This is a genomic window from Ferriphaselus amnicola, from assembly GCF_000974685.2.
Lineage (GTDB): Bacteria > Pseudomonadota > Gammaproteobacteria > Burkholderiales > Gallionellaceae > Ferriphaselus > Ferriphaselus amnicola.
This window is the reverse complement of sequence record NZ_AP018738.1, coordinates 2,436,919-2,456,643: the sequence shown is the minus strand read 5'-3', so window position 1 is coordinate 2,456,643 and position 19,725 is coordinate 2,436,919. Positions and strand designations below refer to the sequence as shown.

General features: G+C 53.3%; 23 protein-coding genes and 1 pseudogene. 12 read left to right on the top strand and 12 right to left on the bottom strand.

Annotated elements, in window-relative coordinates:
* Positions 1–18: 18 nt before the first annotated feature.
* From OYT1_RS12190 to OYT1_RS12155, 8 genes are all read left to right on the top strand, one after another.
* A complete protein-coding gene (locus OYT1_RS12190; RefSeq protein ID WP_062626563.1) occupies positions 19–1,113 on the top strand; it encodes a pilus assembly protein PilM in 1,095 nt (364 codons plus the stop codon).
* Positions 1,110–1,694, top strand: a complete 585-nt coding sequence (locus OYT1_RS12185) for a PilN domain-containing protein (protein WP_062626564.1) — start codon at positions 1,110–1,112, stop codon at positions 1,692–1,694. The genes OYT1_RS12190 and OYT1_RS12185 overlap by 4 nt, the downstream gene beginning before the upstream one ends.
* The gene (locus OYT1_RS12180) at positions 1,691–2,320 is read left to right on the top strand and encodes a type IV pilus inner membrane component PilO (RefSeq protein WP_062626565.1); all 630 of its coding nucleotides are present in this window, start codon (positions 1,691–1,693) and stop codon (positions 2,318–2,320) included. The genes OYT1_RS12185 and OYT1_RS12180 overlap by 4 nt, the downstream gene beginning before the upstream one ends.
* A complete protein-coding gene (locus OYT1_RS12175; RefSeq protein ID WP_062626566.1) occupies positions 2,317–2,826 on the top strand; it encodes a pilus assembly protein PilP in 510 nt (169 codons plus the stop codon). Before OYT1_RS12180 ends, OYT1_RS12175 begins: the two co-directional genes overlap by 4 nt.
* Positions 2,827–2,840: 14 nt before the next feature.
* Positions 2,841–4,952, top strand: a complete 2,112-nt coding sequence (gene pilQ, locus OYT1_RS12170) for a type IV pilus secretin PilQ (RefSeq protein WP_062626567.1) — start codon at positions 2,841–2,843, stop codon at positions 4,950–4,952.
* Between the two features lie 86 nt (positions 4,953–5,038).
* Positions 5,039–5,620: a shikimate kinase gene (locus tag OYT1_RS12165; RefSeq protein WP_062626568.1), complete on the top strand. Its 582-nt coding sequence runs from the start codon at positions 5,039–5,041 to the stop codon at positions 5,618–5,620.
* Positions 5,608–6,687, top strand: a complete 1,080-nt coding sequence (aroB, locus tag OYT1_RS12160) for a 3-dehydroquinate synthase (protein WP_062626569.1) — start codon at positions 5,608–5,610, stop codon at positions 6,685–6,687. Before OYT1_RS12165 ends, aroB begins: the two co-directional genes overlap by 13 nt.
* Positions 6,680–7,807, top strand: coding sequence for a deoxyguanosinetriphosphate triphosphohydrolase (locus OYT1_RS12155; RefSeq protein ID WP_062626570.1), 1,128 nt, complete (start codon positions 6,680–6,682; stop codon positions 7,805–7,807). Before aroB ends, OYT1_RS12155 begins: the two co-directional genes overlap by 8 nt.
* A gap of 108 nt (positions 7,808–7,915) precedes the next feature.
* Here OYT1_RS12155 and OYT1_RS12150 read toward each other — a convergent pair whose 3' ends face one another.
* Genes OYT1_RS12150 through OYT1_RS12140 form a run of 3 tightly spaced genes read right to left on the bottom strand, consistent with a single transcriptional unit; the run spans position 7,916 to position 10,571 of the window.
* Positions 7,916–9,382: an ammonium transporter gene (locus tag OYT1_RS12150; RefSeq protein ID WP_062626571.1), complete on the bottom strand. Its 1,467-nt coding sequence runs from the start codon at positions 9,380–9,382 to the stop codon at positions 7,916–7,918.
* 10 nt (positions 9,383–9,392) lie between these two features.
* Positions 9,393–9,731, bottom strand: coding sequence for a P-II family nitrogen regulator (gene glnK / locus OYT1_RS12145; RefSeq protein WP_062626572.1), 339 nt, complete (start codon positions 9,729–9,731; stop codon positions 9,393–9,395).
* Positions 9,732–9,776: 45 nt separating this feature from the next.
* Positions 9,777–10,571, bottom strand: a complete 795-nt coding sequence (locus tag OYT1_RS12140) for a TorF family putative porin (protein ID WP_062626573.1) — start codon at positions 10,569–10,571, stop codon at positions 9,777–9,779.
* 274 nt (positions 10,572–10,845) lie between these two features.
* Between OYT1_RS12140 and OYT1_RS12135 the strand changes: the two genes are divergently transcribed.
* The 3 genes and pseudogenes from OYT1_RS12135 to OYT1_RS12125 all read left to right on the top strand — a co-directional run bounded on the left by OYT1_RS12135 (position 10,846) and on the right by OYT1_RS12125 (position 13,738).
* The gene (locus OYT1_RS12135) at positions 10,846–11,118 is read left to right on the top strand and encodes an accessory factor UbiK family protein (protein WP_062626574.1); all 273 of its coding nucleotides are present in this window, start codon (positions 10,846–10,848) and stop codon (positions 11,116–11,118) included.
* A gap of 17 nt (positions 11,119–11,135) precedes the next feature.
* A pseudogene (locus OYT1_RS12130) lies at positions 11,136–11,972 on the top strand (YifB family Mg chelatase-like AAA ATPase); the annotation flags it as partial.
* Between the two features lie 140 nt (positions 11,973–12,112).
* A complete protein-coding gene (locus OYT1_RS12125) occupies positions 12,113–13,738 on the top strand; it encodes a hypothetical protein (RefSeq protein ID WP_062626575.1) in 1,626 nt (541 codons plus the stop codon).
* 78 nt (positions 13,739–13,816) lie between these two features.
* On the opposite strand, the gene OYT1_RS12120 is transcribed toward OYT1_RS12125, so the two are convergent.
* Together OYT1_RS12120 and OYT1_RS12115 are read right to left on the bottom strand one after the other, a co-directional pair.
* Positions 13,817–14,725 carry a hypothetical protein gene (locus tag OYT1_RS12120; RefSeq protein ID WP_062626576.1) on the bottom strand — a complete coding sequence of 303 codons (909 nt, stop codon included), beginning with the start codon at positions 14,723–14,725 and terminating at the stop codon, positions 13,817–13,819.
* 46 nt (positions 14,726–14,771) lie between these two features.
* The gene (locus OYT1_RS12115) at positions 14,772–15,251 is read right to left on the bottom strand and encodes a lipoprotein (RefSeq protein WP_062626577.1); all 480 of its coding nucleotides are present in this window, start codon (positions 15,249–15,251) and stop codon (positions 14,772–14,774) included.
* 141 nt (positions 15,252–15,392) lie between these two features.
* Between OYT1_RS12115 and OYT1_RS12110 the strand changes: the two genes are divergently transcribed.
* The gene (locus OYT1_RS12110) at positions 15,393–15,650 is read left to right on the top strand and encodes a helix-turn-helix domain-containing protein (protein ID WP_062626578.1); all 258 of its coding nucleotides are present in this window, start codon (positions 15,393–15,395) and stop codon (positions 15,648–15,650) included.
* Between the two features lie 41 nt (positions 15,651–15,691).
* Here the strand turns inward: OYT1_RS12110 and OYT1_RS12105 are convergent, their stop codons facing one another.
* Genes OYT1_RS12105 through OYT1_RS14035 form a run of 7 tightly spaced genes read right to left on the bottom strand, consistent with a single transcriptional unit; the run spans position 15,692 to position 19,678 of the window.
* Entirely contained in the window at positions 15,692–16,096 is a 405-nt protein-coding gene (locus OYT1_RS12105; RefSeq protein ID WP_062626579.1) for a dual specificity protein phosphatase family protein, read from the bottom strand.
* 31 nt (positions 16,097–16,127) lie between these two features.
* Complete coding sequence (locus OYT1_RS12100; protein ID WP_062626580.1) at positions 16,128–16,880, bottom strand: metallophosphoesterase; 753 nt, start codon at positions 16,878–16,880, stop codon at positions 16,128–16,130.
* A gap of 9 nt (positions 16,881–16,889) precedes the next feature.
* A complete protein-coding gene (locus OYT1_RS13605) occupies positions 16,890–17,096 on the bottom strand; it encodes a hypothetical protein (protein WP_145983720.1) in 207 nt (68 codons plus the stop codon).
* Positions 17,080–17,529, bottom strand: coding sequence for a hypothetical protein (locus tag OYT1_RS12095; protein WP_062626581.1), 450 nt, complete (start codon positions 17,527–17,529; stop codon positions 17,080–17,082). Before OYT1_RS12095 ends, OYT1_RS13605 begins: the two co-directional genes overlap by 17 nt.
* A 46-nt stretch (positions 17,530–17,575) precedes the next feature.
* On the bottom strand, positions 17,576–18,532 hold the full coding sequence (locus tag OYT1_RS12090; protein WP_232013186.1) for an HAD domain-containing protein: 957 nt from the start codon (positions 18,530–18,532) through the stop codon (positions 17,576–17,578).
* On the bottom strand, positions 18,525–19,382 hold the full coding sequence (locus tag OYT1_RS12085) for a nucleotidyltransferase domain-containing protein (RefSeq protein ID WP_062626582.1): 858 nt from the start codon (positions 19,380–19,382) through the stop codon (positions 18,525–18,527). Before OYT1_RS12085 ends, OYT1_RS12090 begins: the two co-directional genes overlap by 8 nt.
* Complete coding sequence (locus OYT1_RS14035) at positions 19,379–19,678, bottom strand: 3'-5' exonuclease family protein (protein ID WP_331838570.1); 300 nt, start codon at positions 19,676–19,678, stop codon at positions 19,379–19,381. The genes OYT1_RS12085 and OYT1_RS14035 overlap by 4 nt, the downstream gene beginning before the upstream one ends.
* Positions 19,679–19,725 lie beyond the last annotated feature (47 nt).

Below are 19,725 nucleotides of genomic sequence, written 5' to 3'. Positions count from 1 at the left end.
ACCGTCGCCTTCTGGCTCATGTTTAACGGGAAATTCGATTTCAAGCTGAGCTTCTTTCGTGATCGCTCCCATCCATTGATCGGGGTGGATATAGGCTCGTCTGCCATTAAGTTGGTTGAGTTGAGCAAAAGCGGGAACAACTATCAACTGGAACACTATGCCATCGAACCTTTGCCGAAGGATGCGATCACCGATGGCGCGATCAATAATCTCGAAGTTGTTGCCGCCTGCCTAGAGCGCGCTTGGAATCGACTAGGCTCCAATACCCGTAACGTTTGCATGGCACTACCTGCATCGGCGGTCATTACTCGCCGCATCCTGTTGGCGGCAGGGTTGGACGAAGAGGTATTGGAGTTGCAGATCGAGGCGGAAGCGAGTCAGTACATCCCGTTTGCGATGGAGGAGGTCAACTTGGATTTTCAGGTGCTGGGCCCAGCACCCGGTAATGCGGAGGAGATCGTGGTGTTTTTGGCCGCTTCCCGCAAAGCCAATGTCGAAGATAGAGTGGCTGCCGCGCAATCGGCTGGCTTAAAAGCAGTGATCATCGATGTTGAGTCGTACGCTGAGCAAGTGGCGTTTGGCTTGATCTCTCCGCTGTCGCTGGTGGATGCTGAGGAGAGTCTGGTCGCGCTAGTTGATGTGGGTTCGAATTCAACCAACATCAATGTATTGAAGGGGGGAGAGTCGATCTACTCACGAGATCAACAAGTGGGCGGCGATCAACTTAATCGACAGATACAGGGGCTGTTTGGCCTGTCACCCGAAGAGGCGGAGATCGCCAAGCGTAAAGGCGGTCTGCCCGATAACTATGTGACCGACGTGCTCGACCCATTCCGTGAAAACGTGGCGATGGAAGTGATGCGTGCTTTGCAATTCTTCTATAGTTCGTCTCCCTATAGCGACATCAGCAAGCTGATCGTTGCGGGTGGGGGTGCAGGTATTGAGGGATTGGTTGCAGCTATCGGCAAGCAAACGGGTATTCCGACCGAGTTGGTGAATCCTTTTGTGAACATGAGCTTATCCAAGCGTATCACCCAGCGTCAGTTGCTGCTGGATGCGCCGTCTTTATTGGTTGCCTGCGGATTGGCGCTGCGGAGGTTCGATCCGTCATGATTCGTATCAATCTTCTTCCGCATCGCGCAGAAAAGCGGCGCGCCCGACAAAACGAATTTATCGCATTCAGTGTGCTGGCTGTTTTGCTTGGTTTGCTGGTGGTTGGCGTTGTTCATCTGGTGATCGGTGGCAAGATTGATTATCAGGAGCGCCGCAACAATTATTTGAAGCAAGAGATCGCTGTACTGGATGCGCAGATTGCCGATATTCGTCAATTGCGTGAGCAGAGTAATTCATTGATGGCGCGCAAGACGGTGGTCGAAGATCTGCAAAGTACCCGTGCAGATGTGGTGCACCTGCTCGACCAGATGCTGCACTTGCTCCCCGAAGGCGTGTACATCAAATCCATCAAACAAACGGGTAAGCAGATCAATCTGATTGGCTACGCTCAGTCGAATGGTCGCGTTTCTACGTTGATGCGTTCGATTGAAGACTCGCCATGGCTGGACTCTCCCGTATTGGTGGACATTCATACCTCTTTGGCCAATAACGTACGAACCAATGAGTTCTCGCTGAATTTTAACGTGACCCATCCTGAAGCCGCTAAATCGGCTGATGAGAAGCATGGAGGGAACTCGTGAAATTGCTCGACGAACTGAAAGCGGTCAATCCGAAAACGCCAGGTGAATGGCCGCAATCGGTCAAGTTGTTCTCGCTGTCCTTGATTTTCTTGCTGGTGTTAGTGGTCGGCGCCTTATTGGATTGGCAAGGTCAATGGGATACGCTGAGCGGTTATCAGGTCGAGGAGACTACGCTTAAAAATGTCTTCCTCGACAAAAAACGGCAGGCGATCAATCTCGATCTGATCAAGAAGCAGATGCAGGTAACCGAGCAATCATTTGGTGCTTTGCTTAAGCAACTGCCGAATAAGTCAGAGATGGATGCGCTGTTGACTGATATCAATCAGGCGGGTTTGGGACGCGGCCTGCAATTCGAATTGTTTCGTCCTGCTCCCGAGGTGATCACCGGCGTATTTGCTGAACAGCCCATCGCTATTCGCGTCACCGGTGATTATGACGATATCGGCCATTTCGCCAGCGACATCTCACAGCTTTCGCGCATTGTTACCTTGAACGATATCGCCATCAGCCAAGGTGGCTCAGGTGCACTGGGAATGGATGCCACTGCCAAGACCTACCGCTATTTGGATGACGCTGAGTTAGCTGCACAAAAGAAAGCTGCTAAAGCCGCAGGGGCGCCGAAATGAAACGGCTGACGGCTCTACTCTTGCTGTTGACGCTGTCCGCGTGCGCGGGGGATGAGTTCCCTGATCTCAAGGATTTTATCGCCAAAGCAGGCGATGGGATGCGCGGCAAGATTAGCCCGCCGCCTGAGGCCAAGCCCTACGAGGTGTTCAGCTATAACAACGCGACCAACTTGCCCGATCCGTTCAAGCCACGTAAGCCTAGCCTTAAGCAGGGTGGGCGCCCCGGCCTGAATGAACCTGATTTGGATCGTCACCACGAGATGCTAGAAGAGTATCCGCTGGAAAGCTTGAAGATGGTTGGTTACTTTCAGATGGCTAAGGCGAGTTATGCGGTGGTGCGTGCACCGGATGGTCGTATTCACAATGTCCGTGCGGGCAACTACATAGGGCAAAATTTCGGCCAGATCATCTCGATCTCCGAAACGGCCATCAAGTTGCGGGAAATGGTACAAGACAGCGGCGGTGACTGGTCTGAGCGCCAGAGCGCACTGCAATTGGTAGAGTGAACGGGAGTTCAACAATGAGATTGTTCGACAAGATGAAGAAGCAGATCGCACGTTGGGCGATGTTGGCGCTACTGACAGGTGCAGCGGGCGCTCACGCGGCAGATTGGCAAAATAGCTTAGTAGCGGTTTCGGCTAATGCGGCCGAGACTAATACGTTAGTCATTAAAGTCAGCCTAAGCAAGGCACTGAGTCGTCTCCCGGAGAGCTTTAGTGTAGATGGGCCGTCTCGCATTATCGTGGACTTCATGGGGGCGTCCAACGAGCTGGGACGTTCTACGCAAGAGTTCAACCAGAGCGAGCTCCGCAACGTCGAGATTATCCAAGGTGAAGATCGTACGCGCTTGGTGCTCAACCTGAATCGCTCACTGCCTTACAGTACCAAACTGGTGGGCAACGACTTGTTGATCACTTTGCAAACAGCCGCTTTGGCCAGCAGCACCGGCACCTCTCGATTTGCTCCAGAGAGCGCGTCGGCCAGTCAGAAGCATAGCCTGCGGGACATCGATTTTCGACGTGGCAAGAACGGTGAAGGGCGCATCCAAGTGGATTTGTCGGATGTGAACATCGGCATCGACGTACGTCGCCAAGGCCGCAATCTTCTCGTGGATTTTAGCAAGACCCAGTTGCCTGCCAACTTGCAGCACAAGTTGGATGTGGTGGATTTCGGCACGCCGGTGCAGATGGTCGATACGTTCGTGCGGGGTGACCATGTGTATATGGTGATTGAACCGAAGGGAGCGTGGGAATACGCCAGCTACCAAACTGACAACCGTTTTGTTGTCGAGATCAAGCCTGTTGTGGAAGACCCGAACAAGTTGGCCAAGGCTGGTGCTTACAGTGGTGAGAAACTGTCGCTGAACTTTCAGAATATTTCAGTGCGCGAGGCACTCAACGTCATAGCCGATTTTACCAACATGAATATCGTCATCAGCGATTCGGTGACGGGCAATTTGACTTTGCGTCTGAAGGAAGTGCCGTGGGATCAGGCGCTGGACATCATCATGCAGAGCCGAGGGCTGGATATGCGTCGCTCTGGTAATGTGGTGCAGATTGCGCCACGTGAAGAGTTGGCCGCCAAAGAAAAACTGGCACTGACGGCTAAGCAAGAGATCTCTGAATTGGAGTCAGTTCATACGGAAAGCTTCCAGTTGAACTATCAGCAGGCGGATGCAGTGGCGGCGATCCTGTCTAACGAAAAACAGCGTATCTTGTCGAAGCGTGGCAGTGCTGTGGTCGATCCTCGCACTAATACCATCTTTGTGCAGGACACCTCCTCGCAGCTGGAGTCGGTGCGCAGCCTCATCAAGCAGATCGATGTGCCAGTGAGACAAGTGATGATCGAAGCCCGCATCATCGAAGCTTCGAACAAGTTTGGCCGTAGTCTGGGCGCGCGTTTGGGTTATGGCTCCACCGACACTTTTGGTGGAGGTAATCTGCGCGGTAACATCGGTGCCAATCAGGTCATCGCACCAGCGGGCGTCATCAATCCGATTAATGGCGTGGCGGGCGGCACCTTCACGGCAAACGCCAATATCCCAAATGTCAATCTGCCGGTGGCGAATGCCGCAGGCACATTCTCAATGTTGTTGTTCAACAAGGGGCTGAGTAAGCTGCTTTCGCTGGAGATCACCGCGTCCGAGACCGATGGTAAAGGTCGCATCATTTCCAGTCCGCGCGTGGTGACTGCCGATCAGCAGGAAGCCATCATCGAGCAGGGTACGGAGATTCCGTATCAGACCATCGCTGCTGTGGGTGCTCCACCCACGATCGCCTTCAAGAAAGCCAGCCTGATTCTCAAGGTCAAACCGCAGATCACTCCAGATGAGAACGTCATCATGAACGTGTCGATCAACAAGGATACGGTCGGCACGCTGATTGTGCAGGGTGTTCCTACGGTAGATACCAACAAGGTGGTGACTCAGGTGCTGGTGGAAAATGGCGGTACGGTGATGATCGGTGGCGTTCATACTCAGACCGACATCACGACCATCAACAAAGTGCCGCTCTTGGGCGATGTGCCCATACTCGGTAATTTGTTCAAAAACACCAAGCGACAGGATGATAAGGGCGAGTTGCTGATTTTCTTGTCCCCGAAAGTGCTGAAAGATAGCTTGAACCTGCGCTGATCGAGTCAGTTGCAGGCAAGCAAGCCCGCACCCTGTTGCGGGCTTTTTGTTCTCGGCACCAGCGCTTTTCGTTACAATTCGTCTCCATGCAAACTGTTGATACAGCACACCCCAAACGCGAATCCGGTAATGTCGTTCTTGTCGGCATGATGGGTGCAGGCAAGACCACCGTTGGAAAATGTTTGGCGCGCCAATTGGGCAAGGTTTTCGTCGATAGTGATGACGAAATACAACGCCGTACTGGTGTCTCGATTCCGCACATATTCGAAGTCGAGGGCGAGGAAGGGTTTCGGCGGCGTGAGAGTTGTGCGATTCATGATCTGATGCAGCGCAACGGTCTTATTTTAGCCACCGGTGGTGGGGCGGTCATCTTGCCGCAAAATCGAATCGAGATGAGCGACAACGGTGTGGTGGTCTATCTGAAAGGTTCGGTGCATGAGCTCTGGCAACGCACTCGTCACGACCGTAATCGACCCTTGCTGCAAACCGCTGATCCGCGCGCGAAATTGCAGGAACTGCTGAGTCAGCGCGATCCGCTTTACACTGAAGTCGCCGATCTGATCGTCCACACTGGACGGCAAGGCGTGCAGACGCTGGTTGCAGAACTGATCCGCAAACTCGGGCTGCAAGCTAACAACACACAGGCACACGAACCATGCAAACTCTGACCGTAGGCTTAGCTGATCGCTCCTATCCTATTCACATTGGCACAGGGTTGTTGGAGTGTGCTGAGTTACTGCTGCCGCATCTGCCGAAGAAGCGCTGCGCCATCGTCACCAACACCACTGTCGCGCCGCTGTATCTGGCGCAGGTGCAGGGCTTGCTGGAGTCGAGCGGTGTCAGCGTGGTGCCGGTGATCCTGCCGGACGGCGAGCAATACAAGACGTTCGAGACGCTGAACCTGATCTACGACGCGCTGCTCACCCATCGCTGCGAACGCAGCACGCCCTTGATCGCACTGGGCGGCGGGGTCATCGGCGACATGACTGGTTATGCCGCTGCGACCTATCTGCGCGGTGTGCCGTTCATCCAGATTCCCACCACGCTGCTATCGCAGGTGGACTCCTCGGTGGGCGGCAAGACCGGGATCAATCACCCGCTGGGAAAGAACATGATCGGTGCGTTCTACCAACCGAAGGCGGTGATCGCTGATACGGTGACGCTCAATACCTTGCCGGACGAGGAACTGTCCGCCGGTCTGGCCGAAGTCATCAAATATGGTCTGATTCGCGACCTGCCGTTCTTCGAATGGCTGGAGGGCAATATCGACAAGCTGCTGGCGCGCGACCCTGCCGCATTGCAATACGCCATCGCGCGCAGTTGCCGGAACAAGGCCGAAGTCGTCGCTGCCGACGAGCGAGAGACTGGCGAGCGCGCGTTGCTCAACCTTGGTCATACTTTCGGCCATGCCATCGAGAACGGCATGGGTTATGGCGCTTGGTTGCACGGCGCGGCCGTGGCGGCAGGCACGATGATGGCGGCGGATTTGTCGCAGCGCATGGGCTGGCTGACAGCAGCGGATGTGGCGCGCACGCGCATCCTGTTCGAGCGCGCCAAGTTGCCGCTGACTCCACCCCAGCTTGGAGTCGAGCAATACCTCAATCTGATGGGCTTGGATAAGAAAGTGGAGGGCGGTAAGCTGCGTTTCGTGTTGCTGAAATCCATCGGACAGGGACTGGTGTCGGAAGCGCCTGCCGACCTGCTACGCCTGACACTAGAGGCTGTACATGTCTGAACTAGCTAGTTACGCCGCCGATCCAGCCAGTTCGCGTGGCCGTCGTAACGCGGAAGACACTCCGCCGGGACGTAGCGAATTCCAGCGCGACCGTGATCGTATCATCCACTCCACCGCCTTCCGCCGCCTAGAATACAAAACGCAGGTGTTCGTGAACCACGAGGGTGACCTGTTCCGCACCCGCTTGACGCATAGCATCGAAGTTGCGCAAATTGGCCGTTCCATCGCCCGCCGCTTGCGTCTGAACGAAGACCTTACCGAGGCGGTGGCGCTGGCTCACGATCTTGGTCACACGCCGTTCGGCCACGCCGGACAAGATGCGCTCAACGCCTGCATGAAGGATTACGGTGGCTTTGAGCACAACTTACAATCATTGCGCGTGGTGGATGTGCTAGAAGAGCGCTACGCCGCCTTCGACGGTTTGAATCTATGTTTCGAGACGCGCGAGGGCATCCTTAAACATTGCTCGCTCGAGAACGCCGCACAATTGGGCGATGTCGGTGTGCGCTTCCTCAATAACCAGCGCTCCTCGCTGGAAGCGCAGATCGCCAACCTGGCTGACGAGATCGCCTACAACAACCACGATGTGGACGATGGCCTGCGTTCGGGGCTGCTTACATTGGAGCAGTTGGCCGAAGTTCGGTTGTTTGCTACCCATCTGAATGAGGTGCGTGCAGCTTATCCCGGTTTGGCTGATCGTCGCGTGGTGCATGAAACTATCCGTCGCATGATCAATACCTTGGTCGGCGACTTGATCCGCGAGACGGAAAGTAATTTGAGCAAGTCTCAGGTGCAGACGCTGAACGATGTGCGTAACGCGCCCGCCATCGTCGCCTTTAGCGACGAAATCTATGCGCAGAATCGCGAGTTAAAAGCCTGTTTGCGAGCCAATCTGTACCGTCACTACCGTGTGATGCGCATGAGCTCTAAGGCACGTCGCATCATCACTGACCTGTTTGCTGCGTTCATGGAGGACAGTCGCTTGTTGCCGCCGCAGTTCGCGCATCAGGCCGAGGCGGATCGAGCCCGTGCCGTGGCGGATTACATTGCGGGTATGACTGACCGTTACGCCATCCGCGAGCATAGGCGCATCTTTGCCGTGGAGGAGATTCAGGTCTGAGAGAGGTTGGGCGTCAACGAGTTAAGTAAAACCACGCAGACGAAACCGCATATCCCAAAGAACAAGGGCGCCATTGGCGCCCTTGTCGTTGCTACAGTTTAGACGAGATTAGTAATCGTAAGCTCGTTCGCCGTGAGTGGCGGTGTCTAGACCTTCGCGCTCTTGCTCGTCGCTGACACGCAGACCGATGGTCATGTCGATCAGCTTGAACAACACGAAGCTGACGATACCCGACCACAGGATGGTGGTGCCCACGCCCCAAGCTTGGCTAGTCACTTGTGCAGCGATGGAGTATTCCGCCACTGCGCCAGTTGCGTAGTCATATACACCCGTGCCACCCAAGCTGGGAGCTGCCAGAACGCCGGTACCTAGTGCGCCGAGGATGCCGCCTACGCCATGCACGCCGAATACATCCAGCGAGTCATCTGCGCCTAGCATCTTCTTCAGGCCGGTGACGCCCCAGAAGCACAGTACACCAGCAACTAGGCCAAGGACGATCGCACCCATCGGGCCGATGAAGCCGCAAGCTGGCGTTACTGCTACTAGGCCAGCCACGCAACCGGAAGCTACACCCAACAAGCTAGGCTTGCCGCGCAACATCCATTCCGCTGCCATCCAAGACAACGCCGCTGCGGCAGTTGCCACGGTGGTGTTGACCATTGCCAGTACTGCAGTGCCAGTAGCTTCCAGATTGGAGCCGGCGTTGAAGCCGAACCAACCCACCCACAGCATGGATGCGCCGATCATGGTCATAGTCAGACTGTGCGGCGCCATCTTTTCCTTGCCGAAGCCGATACGTTTGCCGATCACGAAAGCACCTACCAGAGCTGCCATCGCAGCGTTGATGTGTACCACGGTGCCACCAGCGAAGTCCAGCGCGCCCTTACCGAAGATGAAGCCAGATGGATCAGCGAAGGCCGAAGGACCGCCCCAGAACCAGACCATATGCGCCATTGGCAGGTAGGAGAAGGTGAACCACAGCACGGCGAACACCAGCAATGCGGAGAACTTGATGCGTTCCACGAATCCACCGACGATCAGCGCCACAGTGATAGCTGCGAAGGTCAACTGGAACACCATGAACAGCATCTCTGGAATGACCACGCCCTTGCTGAATGTTTCCACGACTGAGTCGGGGGTGACGCCAGACAAGAATGCCTTAGACAAACCGCCGAAGAAGCTATTGATCGAACCGCCGTCGGTGAATGCAACGCTATAGCCGTAGGTGACCCATAACAGCGCGACTACGCAGAAGATTACGAACACTTGGGTTAATACCGACAGCATGTTCTTGGTGCGCACCAAGCCACCGTAGAACAGTCCTAGACCTGGCAAACTCATAAAAATTACCAGAACGGTAGCGACCAGCATCCACGCAGTGTCACCCTTGTTGGGAACGGGGGCAGGGGCGGCTTCCGCTACGGCAGAGGCCGCTTCAGCGACATCGGCTACGGGAGCTGCTGCGACCGCTGCCGATACAGCCTCAACCGCGCTGGCAGCATCAGCAGCATGGGCGGCGATAGCAAAGCCACCCAGCGATGCCAGCAACGTAAATACAGCTAAGAATTTCTTCATCTCGATCTCCTTACAGGGCTTCAGGGCCGGTTTCACCGGTACGGATGCGGATTACTTGCTCGACTTCTTGCACGAAGATCTTGCCGTCGCCGATCTTGCCGGTTTTAGCAGACTTTTCGATTGCCTCGATCACCTGATCCAGAATCTCGCTCGCGACTGCGGCTTCCAACTTGATCTTAGGCAGGAAATCCACCACATATTCGGCACCGCGATATAGCTCGGTGTGCCCTTTTTGCCGACCAAAGCCTTTGACTTCGGTGACGGTGATACCTTGTACGCCGATGGCGGACAACGCTTCACGCACCTCGTCCAGCTTGAACGGCTTGATGATTGCTGTGACCATTTTCATCGCATTCTCCTTGGTAGAGTGGGGCGGCGAACCGCCCCAAAAGTATTACATTGCGTGAGTCAGCGACAAGATGGCTACGCCCTTGCCCCAGTTGCCACCGAAGGTTGGCCAGTTGTAGAAGTTGCTGGCATTGGTCTTGCTGTATGCCAAGCCCAACACATAGCCACTGAAATCCTTGCTGATGCTGACCTTGTAATCGGTGTAAGTCGGAGAGCCGCTGGCAGTCGTTGCCAAGTAGGCAGCAGACGAACCCTTGTACGTTTGCTTGCCCACGTGCGCGCCCAAAGTGATACCGGTGTCGCTCACTGGATAGTTCGCATTCAGTTCGATGTAGTTGGTGCCTTGTGCATCAGGGATGGTCAGGAACTTGCCCAAGCCGTACGAGTACTTGGCGGAGATCCACTTGTAGCCGATCGAGCCATAGACTTCATCGGTATCAGCCTTGACCCAAGGAGCAGCTGGAGTGTATTTACCCAAGTAGTTGTAGCGGACAAAGCCGATATCGTAAGAGAAGTCTTCTGCGAAGGTGTTCTTGAAGCCGGCATAGGTGTCCAGTTCCATGCCCACGCTGCCCGAAGCAACTGCGCCGCTATCGGCGATCCAGCTTACATTGGAGCCCCACACGCCTGCGTACAAGCCGCTAGCATGGGCGTAGTCAAAACCGCCCTGAACGGCAGGATTGTGAGAAGTTTGAGTGATGCCACGGAACACGTAATTAGAGACCATTCCGACGTTGCCGGTCACGGTATGAGGAGAAGCCGGTGCATCTTCGGCCATTGCCAAAGTCGGAACAGCCAAAGCGGCCAGTACCAGAGTGTTCAGCAGTTTCTTGTTCAGCATGATGTTTCCTTTCGGTAGTTAAGATAACGGCAAACGATTTCCGCATGTTCTATAAAGCATGAGCCGTGCCAGATTGTAAAAACTTCGATAAAACAGATGATTGATAAATCAAGCTGGTAATTGTGCCTTTTGCTGCGTCCAATAATGTGCGCACGAAAAATGGTGGTGCACTGTTCCGGTGCACTATAACGGGGCGTTGACTAGGCATTAAGAATCTCCCTGCTTGGTGGCGGCCTTTGCTAAACTTCTCACACTTAATGTTTGGGAGTACCTCATGTTCAATGCGAAGATTTTGGATGACCTGACCAGCAAGGTCAATGAAGCGCTGGCCAGTGGCCCGGCAAAGGATGTAGAGAGGAATGTGCGTGCCTTGTTGGTGCAAGGTTTTTCCAAGCTCGATCTAGTGGCGCGTGAGGATTTCGAGGTGCAGTCGCTGTTGTTGGCGCGTACGCAAGAGAAGCTGATCGCATTGGAAGCGCGGGTTGCCGAGCTTGAGGTGCGAGCTGCGGCGAGCGCGCCGCAATCTCCAGCCGGTGAGTTGGGTTAACTTCGCACAGCCCAGCCATGAGCTTGGCGGTTCTTTATAGCCGTGCATTGTCCGGTATGGATGCCGCCCAAGTGACGGTGGAAGTTCATCTGGCCAACGGCCTACCCAATTTCACCATTGTCGGCTTGCCCGAGGCTGAGGTAAAGGAAAGCAAGGATAGGGTTCGCGCCGCTCTGCTGACTTGTCAATTCGAATTCCCCGCTCGTCGTATCACTGTCAATCTAGCGCCTGCCGATCTACCTAAGGAAAGTGGGCGTTTTGACCTCCCCATCGCGCTGGGCATCTTGGCTGCCACTGGGCAGATTCCGTCGCAACGTCTGGCTGAGTATGAGTTTGCTGGAGAGCTGGCGCTGACCGGTGAGTTGCGCCCGATTCGGGGTGCGCTGGCAATGACTTATCGCGCCGTATCTAGCGGACGTGCCTTCATTCTGCCGGAGGCGAATGCGGCGGAAGCCGCCTTGGTCGAGCAGGCGGCGGTTTTTCCGGCTAAGTCGCTGTTGCAAGTGGCAGCACACTTGACGGGGCGTGATGCGCTGGATCGCTTTATTCCCAGTGCCAGTCTGCGATCTCCGCACTACTCTGACATGAGGGAAGTGAAAGGCCAAGGTCAGGCTAAACGTGCGCTGGAAATTGCCGCTGCGGGTGGGCACAGTGTGTTGATGTCTGGACCGCCGGGCACGGGAAAGTCTATGTTGGCGAGCCGTTTTCCAGGGATATTGCCATCCATGACGGAAGCTGAGGCGCTAGAGAGCGCCGCTATGCAATCGTTGGATGGCGCTTTCGATATCGCTAGATGGCAGATTCGCCCGTTCAGGAGCCCTCATCATACGGCGAGCGCGGTCTCACTGGTTGGCTGTAAGTAGTCTCAATAAATGCGACTGAATCATATTATTTGCGACTGCACTGTAATTATATGCGACTAGAATTGCGAATATGGTTCGTAATCGCATGATTAATAAGACTTGAACTTGCAATTTACCATGCTGGAATTACCATGCCCCCTTTGAGGTTCCCCTATTTCACGCCCGATGACAGACCTTGGCGGATCGATTGGTACGGCGATGTGATTTTTCCTGGAGGCATTAATGGTCGCAGTCAGCCTAATGTCCAAGTCGCCATCTCTCCAGTTCGTGCTGACCCTACCAGCAATGACGCGATGCTATCGAGTCGAGCCACGGAGTCTTCGATAGTTCAGCGATTCTTCCCGATTGGGATGCTTCCCTATGTAAGAATCGGCGATGTATGGCAAAACGGTGAGCGAAAATACAGTCCTGACTATCAGCGCGAGCAATTTTCAGACCTGCACATCACGCGCGCCTCTTCCAAGCTTATTAAGGCCGGCCAGTCCGTAGATGAGGTCTTTGTATTGCCGCTCAAGCAGCATCCTTGGCATCATTTACTCACTGGAAGTTTCTGCCTGAGTATTGAGCTTACGGAAGGTCGGCAGATTGTAATTCCGACCATGGAGCTAATCCGTTTCTATTTCGGATCATCATCGGAGCTGTTGCACCGTTTATTTATGCATGACATTAAGTACGAGCAACTCTGGGAGCACCAGCAGTACACGATTCGTACAGGTCGGCTTCATCTTAAGTTGGCTAGAAAACTATCTGGCGTGTCGGCGGCAGATATTGGCCGAATTGCCCTGTCCAATGTGGCCAATCGGGCTGCGTGCCGAATTCGAATTAGCTGCCAAAGAGATCTGCTTTCAGGAGAGAAGTCTGCGTATCCGCAAACCTGGTTTCCATTCGAGGGCAAGACTAATCTGGCTGTCGTCGGCAAGTGGTTGCCGTTTGGTAGTAAGCCTGATCAGACATTCGTGGTATATCGTATTGAATCTTGTTCTCACCCTTTTCCGTTTAAGACTCTTTCATACGAGGCAGCGGATGATGGGAAGGTATCTAAGGGGAGTGAGCGCCAAGATGGAAAGTCCAACAATGCATCTCCATCAGATGCTCATCGACGGAGGGCCAAGACACATAAAAGTCAGGAACTGAGTGAGTCTGATCCGGGCGTCTCGCGCACGCGAAAGAACTTTCAGTTTGAGGCTAACAATCGATTCCCTGACCTTCTCTGTAAAGAAATCTGGCGGGAGAGATACGAAACTCAAGATCCTCCCGAGCTTTGGCCGGCGTTTACCCAAGAAAACGTCGAGCTTGTCAGTGTCGGGGACCCGATTTCAACGTGCAATGATGTTACGAGCATAGACATCATTGCGGCACCAATGCGCGCTCAACTTCTAGAAGAGACAAAGATTCAAAAGTTCGTACGAAACGGGATAGATACTAAAATCAAGAAGGAGAGAGTGGCGCCTGATATTGTAAATGTAGAGCTGATCACCCTTCCAGGATACACCCACCCAGTATTTTCTTTACCGTCGCTCATTGATGAGAACGGAGAGATTGATCCAATTTCAGTCTGCGAGGGCGGCAGAGGTGTGGAGCGATGCCGAAGAGGATGCTTCGTGGAAATAAGTGCTCCGTCATCAAAATGGAGTATTTTGGTGGTGGAGCCGAAGAGTACTTTATGTAAGGAAGAGGTGCTCGTTGTTGAAAATTACGAACTCAAAAGAGCGATGAGTATCCTGCTTGCTGAAAGCAAGAGAATTACCACGGAGTAGGTTATTTACCCCAGACATGGCTTGAGGAAAGCGACCAGCCGTTTAAAGATTCGTGAGTGCGGCTGGTTGCTTTTTAGTTTACTGCGCTATCGTTGCCAACGTATTGCCATCATTTCCCAGTAAGTCAGCTTTGACGATGTGGAAGAGGACTTCTCCGCCTTTCGCCTGTTGTGCGTATAGGTAAAGCTTCATCCCAAAGCCATCCTTTCGCGCGGCCTCAATCTGACGCGCCACACTTTCATCAGCGATTTTTAAGATTTTATAGTCATGCAAATTGCCTAGGACTATCGATTTTGCAGGAGTCATCTGATTAAACGACAGTTTGTTGAGCGAAGGAGAGAAGGTCTCATGTTCAGGGGCGTATGGTTTTCCGTATTGCTTAACCTCAAATAACTTTCTGTTCATGTCGTATGAATTTAAGAAGATTGCTCCTATGTTAAATCTGCATGGGCAGCCAATGGACATATAGTACGTGTGGTTGCTTCGAGCCTTCTGAACCCCTTCGTCGAGAGCAGGCTTTAGTTGAGCCATCATGTCAGCGCGTTTGAATCCATCACGCTCAGCGTGGTATTCGGGAGAGTAGGTTTCTGCCATCTCTTCATAATTCAACGGTTCCCCGCTCAACGCTGCATATTGAAACATCAGAGCCGTTGCTGAAAGCTCGGCATACTTATCAATCGGCGTATTTACATCCCCTTGTGATAATACTTTTCCTGATTCCTCCAACGCGATATCGTTATCAAGTTGTCTGTATATGGCACCATAGTCGGAGGCATCGCGACAATGTATTTGCCCGTTCCTCTCGTGTGCTAGGCAGTTTAAAAAAGACTCTTTCAGACTTCCCATTCGCTCAGCAACTATCAGATCCCTTTCCTTCGTTTCGGGGGCGGCGGAGGGAGAGTTGGTCTTTCCGGAGCAGGCCACTAATGTAAGAAGGAGCGATGCGCTAGTCATGACCAAGCCTAGCTTAGAGAATGTGGGGTTCATGTGATTTCCTAGTTTGTTGAATTGTTGTCGCAGTAAAGTGGGGGAATTAGATCTTGCCGCTGTTGCTCAATATGTCGCTGTCGAACGTGAAATCAATCAACAAATTTTGCTTATTGAACACTAGGATGAGGCGCTTCGTGGTCATGTGCTGCTTGTTAAATCTTGCTGCACCCACCGTGGCCATTCCTAGACCTTTAACCTGATCGAATACACTTCCCGCCTCCATGTGGTAAGTCCAAGTTTCGTTCTCCATCTTCGGTTTGCCGTTGTCTCGCATGGGATCGAAGTTACCTGAGAAAGTAGCCGACTTATCTCCTGGCTCACCAAATAGCTTCACCACTTCGTCTTTGGTTGTCTTTCCCTTGAAGATCTTTTTCTTGATGGAGTCATCTGTTTCGTCGCGAATGGAGGATTGCCCTTGTTCCAGACCGACCAGCCTCTTAATGTTGCCCACCCCCTCATTCGGATTGGTGGAGCATCCCGCTAGAAATGCTGTAATGCCTATGACGGCTACCAGTTTCTTCATAACTACTCCCTGATGTTGTAAGTGCTCTGTCGGAATGACGGTGCGACCTGAATTATATGTATCAATCCATATTTTGACCAATATATTGTGAAGACTTGGCCGGCAATCACTCGTAACTTCAGCCCCTGAGAGGAGCAAGAGTTGGAGCCAGAAGTTGCATTTGGTCAGGTATTGAAATCTTTACGAAAGGCACGCGGTCTTTCGCAGGAGAGGCTCGCCCTTGATGCCGGAATTGAACGGAACTACATTTCCTTACTGGAGCGAGGGCGCAACAGCGTCAGTGTCAAAATCATTTTTAAGATTGCCGGAGCACTTAGGATTCAGCCGTCGGTATTGCTTGGGATGGTAGAGGAGAAAATGGCGGCATCTTCCACTCAACTGACCTGTGAAAGTGCCTGATTGGCCTTGGCCAATCTTTAGCTGCTGGTTGCAATTCGCGCTTACCCCAGCATATATTCATCCCTCAGCACGGCGTAAACATGCCGGTTATACAAGTCGTACCCCGCCGGAAAAGCCAAGTGATGCTTTTCCGATATCCACTTAGCAACAGCCGCTGAGCGGCTAACTCCAGCCTTGCAATGGACCAGAATGCCCTCACAACTTCTGATGTGGCACTCCCTTACGAATTCGATGATCACGCGTGCTTGCTGGTGAGTGAATAGAACATATGGATCGCGTGTTTCTACGATGTCATCAAATTCAAGTCTGAGCACGGAGTGCCAGCCCGGCTGAAGATTAGCCGGGTAATAGTCGGGTTCTGTTATTGAGATGATTGCCCAGTCAGGCCAGCCGTGACGACTTTCAGCCTGTTCTCTCCCAGTGAACATCACGTTTTTAAGCGGCATGTGGTTAACCTTTAGGTTATGGTTGGCGTGACTAGATTTCGATGACGAGTCCGGGATTGAAATCAAAATTCTCTGCCCCGCGATACGTTACATAACCGCGCGGATTACAGACCACGCGCGTGTCATGGGTGTGATAGTCAAAGGAATCGTGGGTGTGCCCGTGAATCCACACATCCATCTTCCCGAAAAGGTGGTCCAGATGACTGGCAAAACAGGCTGACAGCAATTTGCTTTGGTAGCGCTCAGCAACCGACAACATGGAAGGAAGATGATGCGTTACGACAACGGTCTTCCCATCAAATGGCTCCGCCAATTTGGTTTCCAGCCATCCAAGTGACTGCTCATGAAGTTTCACAGAGTCGGCCGGTGAAAAGGTCATAACGCCTTCCGAAATCGCCCCACGGAAATCGTTCAAACAATTCATTCCATCACGCATCGCATAGGGGCGCTCATCGGCCCCGAACAGCATAAAATCCGTCCATAAGGTGCTCCCCAGAAAGCGCACGCCATCGATGATCACTTCCGCGTCATCGAGCAAATGAACTCCAGTTGCTTGGCTGGCGATATGTAACTGCGAAACTGTTTCTCGTCGCTGAGTGCCATAAAACTCGTGGTTTCCAGCGACATAGATAATTCGTTTCCCCGCAAAGGTACGCGCCGCCCAATACATCCCACCCGCCAACTTGCCGACGTCGCCAGCTAAAATCACCACATCTGCATCGGTTTCAGGGGGTACAAAGCTGGAGAATTCGAGATGGATATCACTTAGCACATGCAGTTTCATATTGCCTCCTCAGTCCTTCCAACACGATAGAGCTACCCCGTCACGGCTAGCTATACTGGCACAAGTGATGCCGGGCTTCGGTTGGTGCAACTTCACGGGCGTGACCGTGTTTGCCGCCCAGCGGAAGGCATACGTTAATAAGGCGATAACAGCCACACCGACCAGAACCATGCCCACCAGCTTCGAACCTTCTAGCCAACTATTCGCTTTTTTCATGAGTGCTTGCCCAACTTTTCAGGAGTCGGCCTTCCGTGACGTAAAGTAGCCGTGAATACACTAGCCGATTGTCATTTTGATATCGATCGTGGAAAGGTAGTGCGTAGCTCTTGGATATCCAGCGTGCAACGGCTGCCGAGCGGCTGATGCCCGCGCCACAATGAACAAGAATGCCGGTCACCTCGCCGGATTCGACTTCGCGTATTACAAAATCAACCAACTCTTGCGCCTGTACCTCTGAAATCGGCAAGTACTCGCCACCTTCGATTTCAACATCGACATCGTCGAACACAAGGCGGAGCAGGCCATGCCAGCCAGATTGAATGTTTGCTGGCGTAGAGTTGGTGCTCGTTATGGAGATCACCGACCAGTTACTCCAGCCGGGGCGCGATTCGGCCACTTTCTGGCTCTCAAAGATGACGTTTTTCAGCATGTTTTTCCCTCGGTGGTTAACTTAAGGTTAACCTTCAAGCCAACGTTCATAGACTATTGGTTACCAGCAGTTCCAACTTTTCAGCCAGATCAACTTGAGCGTATGTAAAGCTCAGTCCGCCGTCGTCGTCGGTCAACACCAAATTCGCACGATATTCATCCGCCCAGCCCACCGGATCATTATCGATAGCGATCCAGTCTTCTTTTTGCAGTTTGGCTCGCGATACATACCGCATGATTTGCTGGTATCGCGTGCGTCGGCTCCATTCGATAGCACTCATGGACGAGTGGTAGCACGCGCCGATAACTCGCGCCTGTAGTTCATCGGGTAGCCAGGCTTTCGCTTTCTTGAAACAGAACGTATGCACCCAAGAGGTTGAAAGTACGACTCTCACCGTAGGGTAGGGTTTGAGCGCCTGAATCAGAATGTCCGAAAATTCAAACAAGTTAAATCCATCCACCTTCAAAACCGGCCTACCTTTGATTTGATAGACATGGTCTGGGTGGAGCACGCCGTCGTAATCCAGAAATACGATTTTGTATTTAGGAGCTATTGCGGATCGAGCGGAAGTTAACCTTGCTTGTTCGTCCAGGCGTATTGCTCGACATCGAGCGCACTCAACGCGTAGCCAATGATCGTGTTCGCTCAGCGTGGCGGGACATCCACAGGACTCGCAGGTGGATAACGAATGCTCATGGGCTGCCTTCACCAACCGTCGGATCGTAGATTCCAACTCAAATGAGTACCCACCACTCAGATAAAATCGAAGCCCACCGAATTTCTCTTTGACTTGCATTGCGCATGGCCACTCATCAGAGTCTGGGTCCACTCCGGCAAGGCGAGCAGCCTCTTCGATTTGTTGGGACAGTTCACGGACGATTGAAAACCAACCATCGCCGCACATAAAACCCCAGCGCATGGCTGATTCCGAGGTCGGGCGCGATGCAGCACGATATAACCGAGGAAATTCGCGGTAGAGCTGGCGTGTATTGGCCTCATTCATGGCGCCCCTCCTTATTGTGTTTGGGATGAAAAGGGGGGTGCCTGGCATGGGAAACTTTGAGTCCGAGGATGCGCTCGACGCGCCGCGCGATACGCATCGCCTGCGCGATCACCTGCCTGCGAGCCTGGATTGAGAGCTCGGGTGTGGCCTCGTCGTAATCGACCAAATCGAAGCTAGCCAAATCGGGAGGGACAGCACTGACTGACGACGACAGTTGGCTGAGCGCTGGATTGAAACGACACGCAGCATCAAACAATACGGGCAGATGCCACCGGATTAACTTGGGGGCGACATCGAAGTCGTGCGTGACCAACACGGAATGAAACGCACGACAGGCTGCGCGGCTGGCTGACCACGTCGAGCGGTGCAATAGGGGATGGGCCTCTCCTAGCCAAATCCAAGATTGCTGAAGGTAGTGGTGCGAAATTTCTTGTCGCGCCTCCTCCATGGTAAGCGCTGCGGCTGTGCATATATTGTCGTCGATCCGCCCAGAATCAAAGAAAATCACCCCATGCGCGACGCCGCCTTGATAGCAGAGCTTGAAGTTTTTGTAGCGATACACGCGCTCTCCTGTCATATAGTTGATCTCAATGTGCGTCCATGACTCAATGTCCAGCGCACTCTCAATGAGACGCTGGACATTGAGCTGGTCGCGGAAACTGACCGTATGGTCGGGCTTGAGCATGACCACGACATCGATGTCACTTTCCCCTGTACGAAAGGCACCTTCCTTGATGGCTGAGCCATGTAGCACGATGCGATCTACGCTTTCTCCCAGTGTTCGCAGAATTTGATCAACTACTTTCGGCATGATGGCGGCAACCTCCGGCTGGATGTATTGCGCAATCATGGCCGGTTCGCCTTTTGCTCGGCATATTTGAGAGAGCGGGCATCGGTCAGCGCGTTGTGCATCATGGCGTAATGAGTCACCCAGTATTCCGCCATCCTCCGGCCGTACTTGCCGTGCGTTTCGCGTGGCTTTCCGCATTGGCGAATAAGATTCCGAGGCCAGCCGTAGCCATTTTCTTGGAACAGTTGCGCGATGAAAGGCCAATCCCAAGCCGGTGCATCGGAGATCAGCTCGACTTGGCCAGAAAACCCTTCGATCCATTCGGCCAGACGAAAACTCAGATGCGCTTCACTCATTGTGTGCTCGGGTAGGCGCGTCAATCGCGGCAGAACGACGTCAAGTA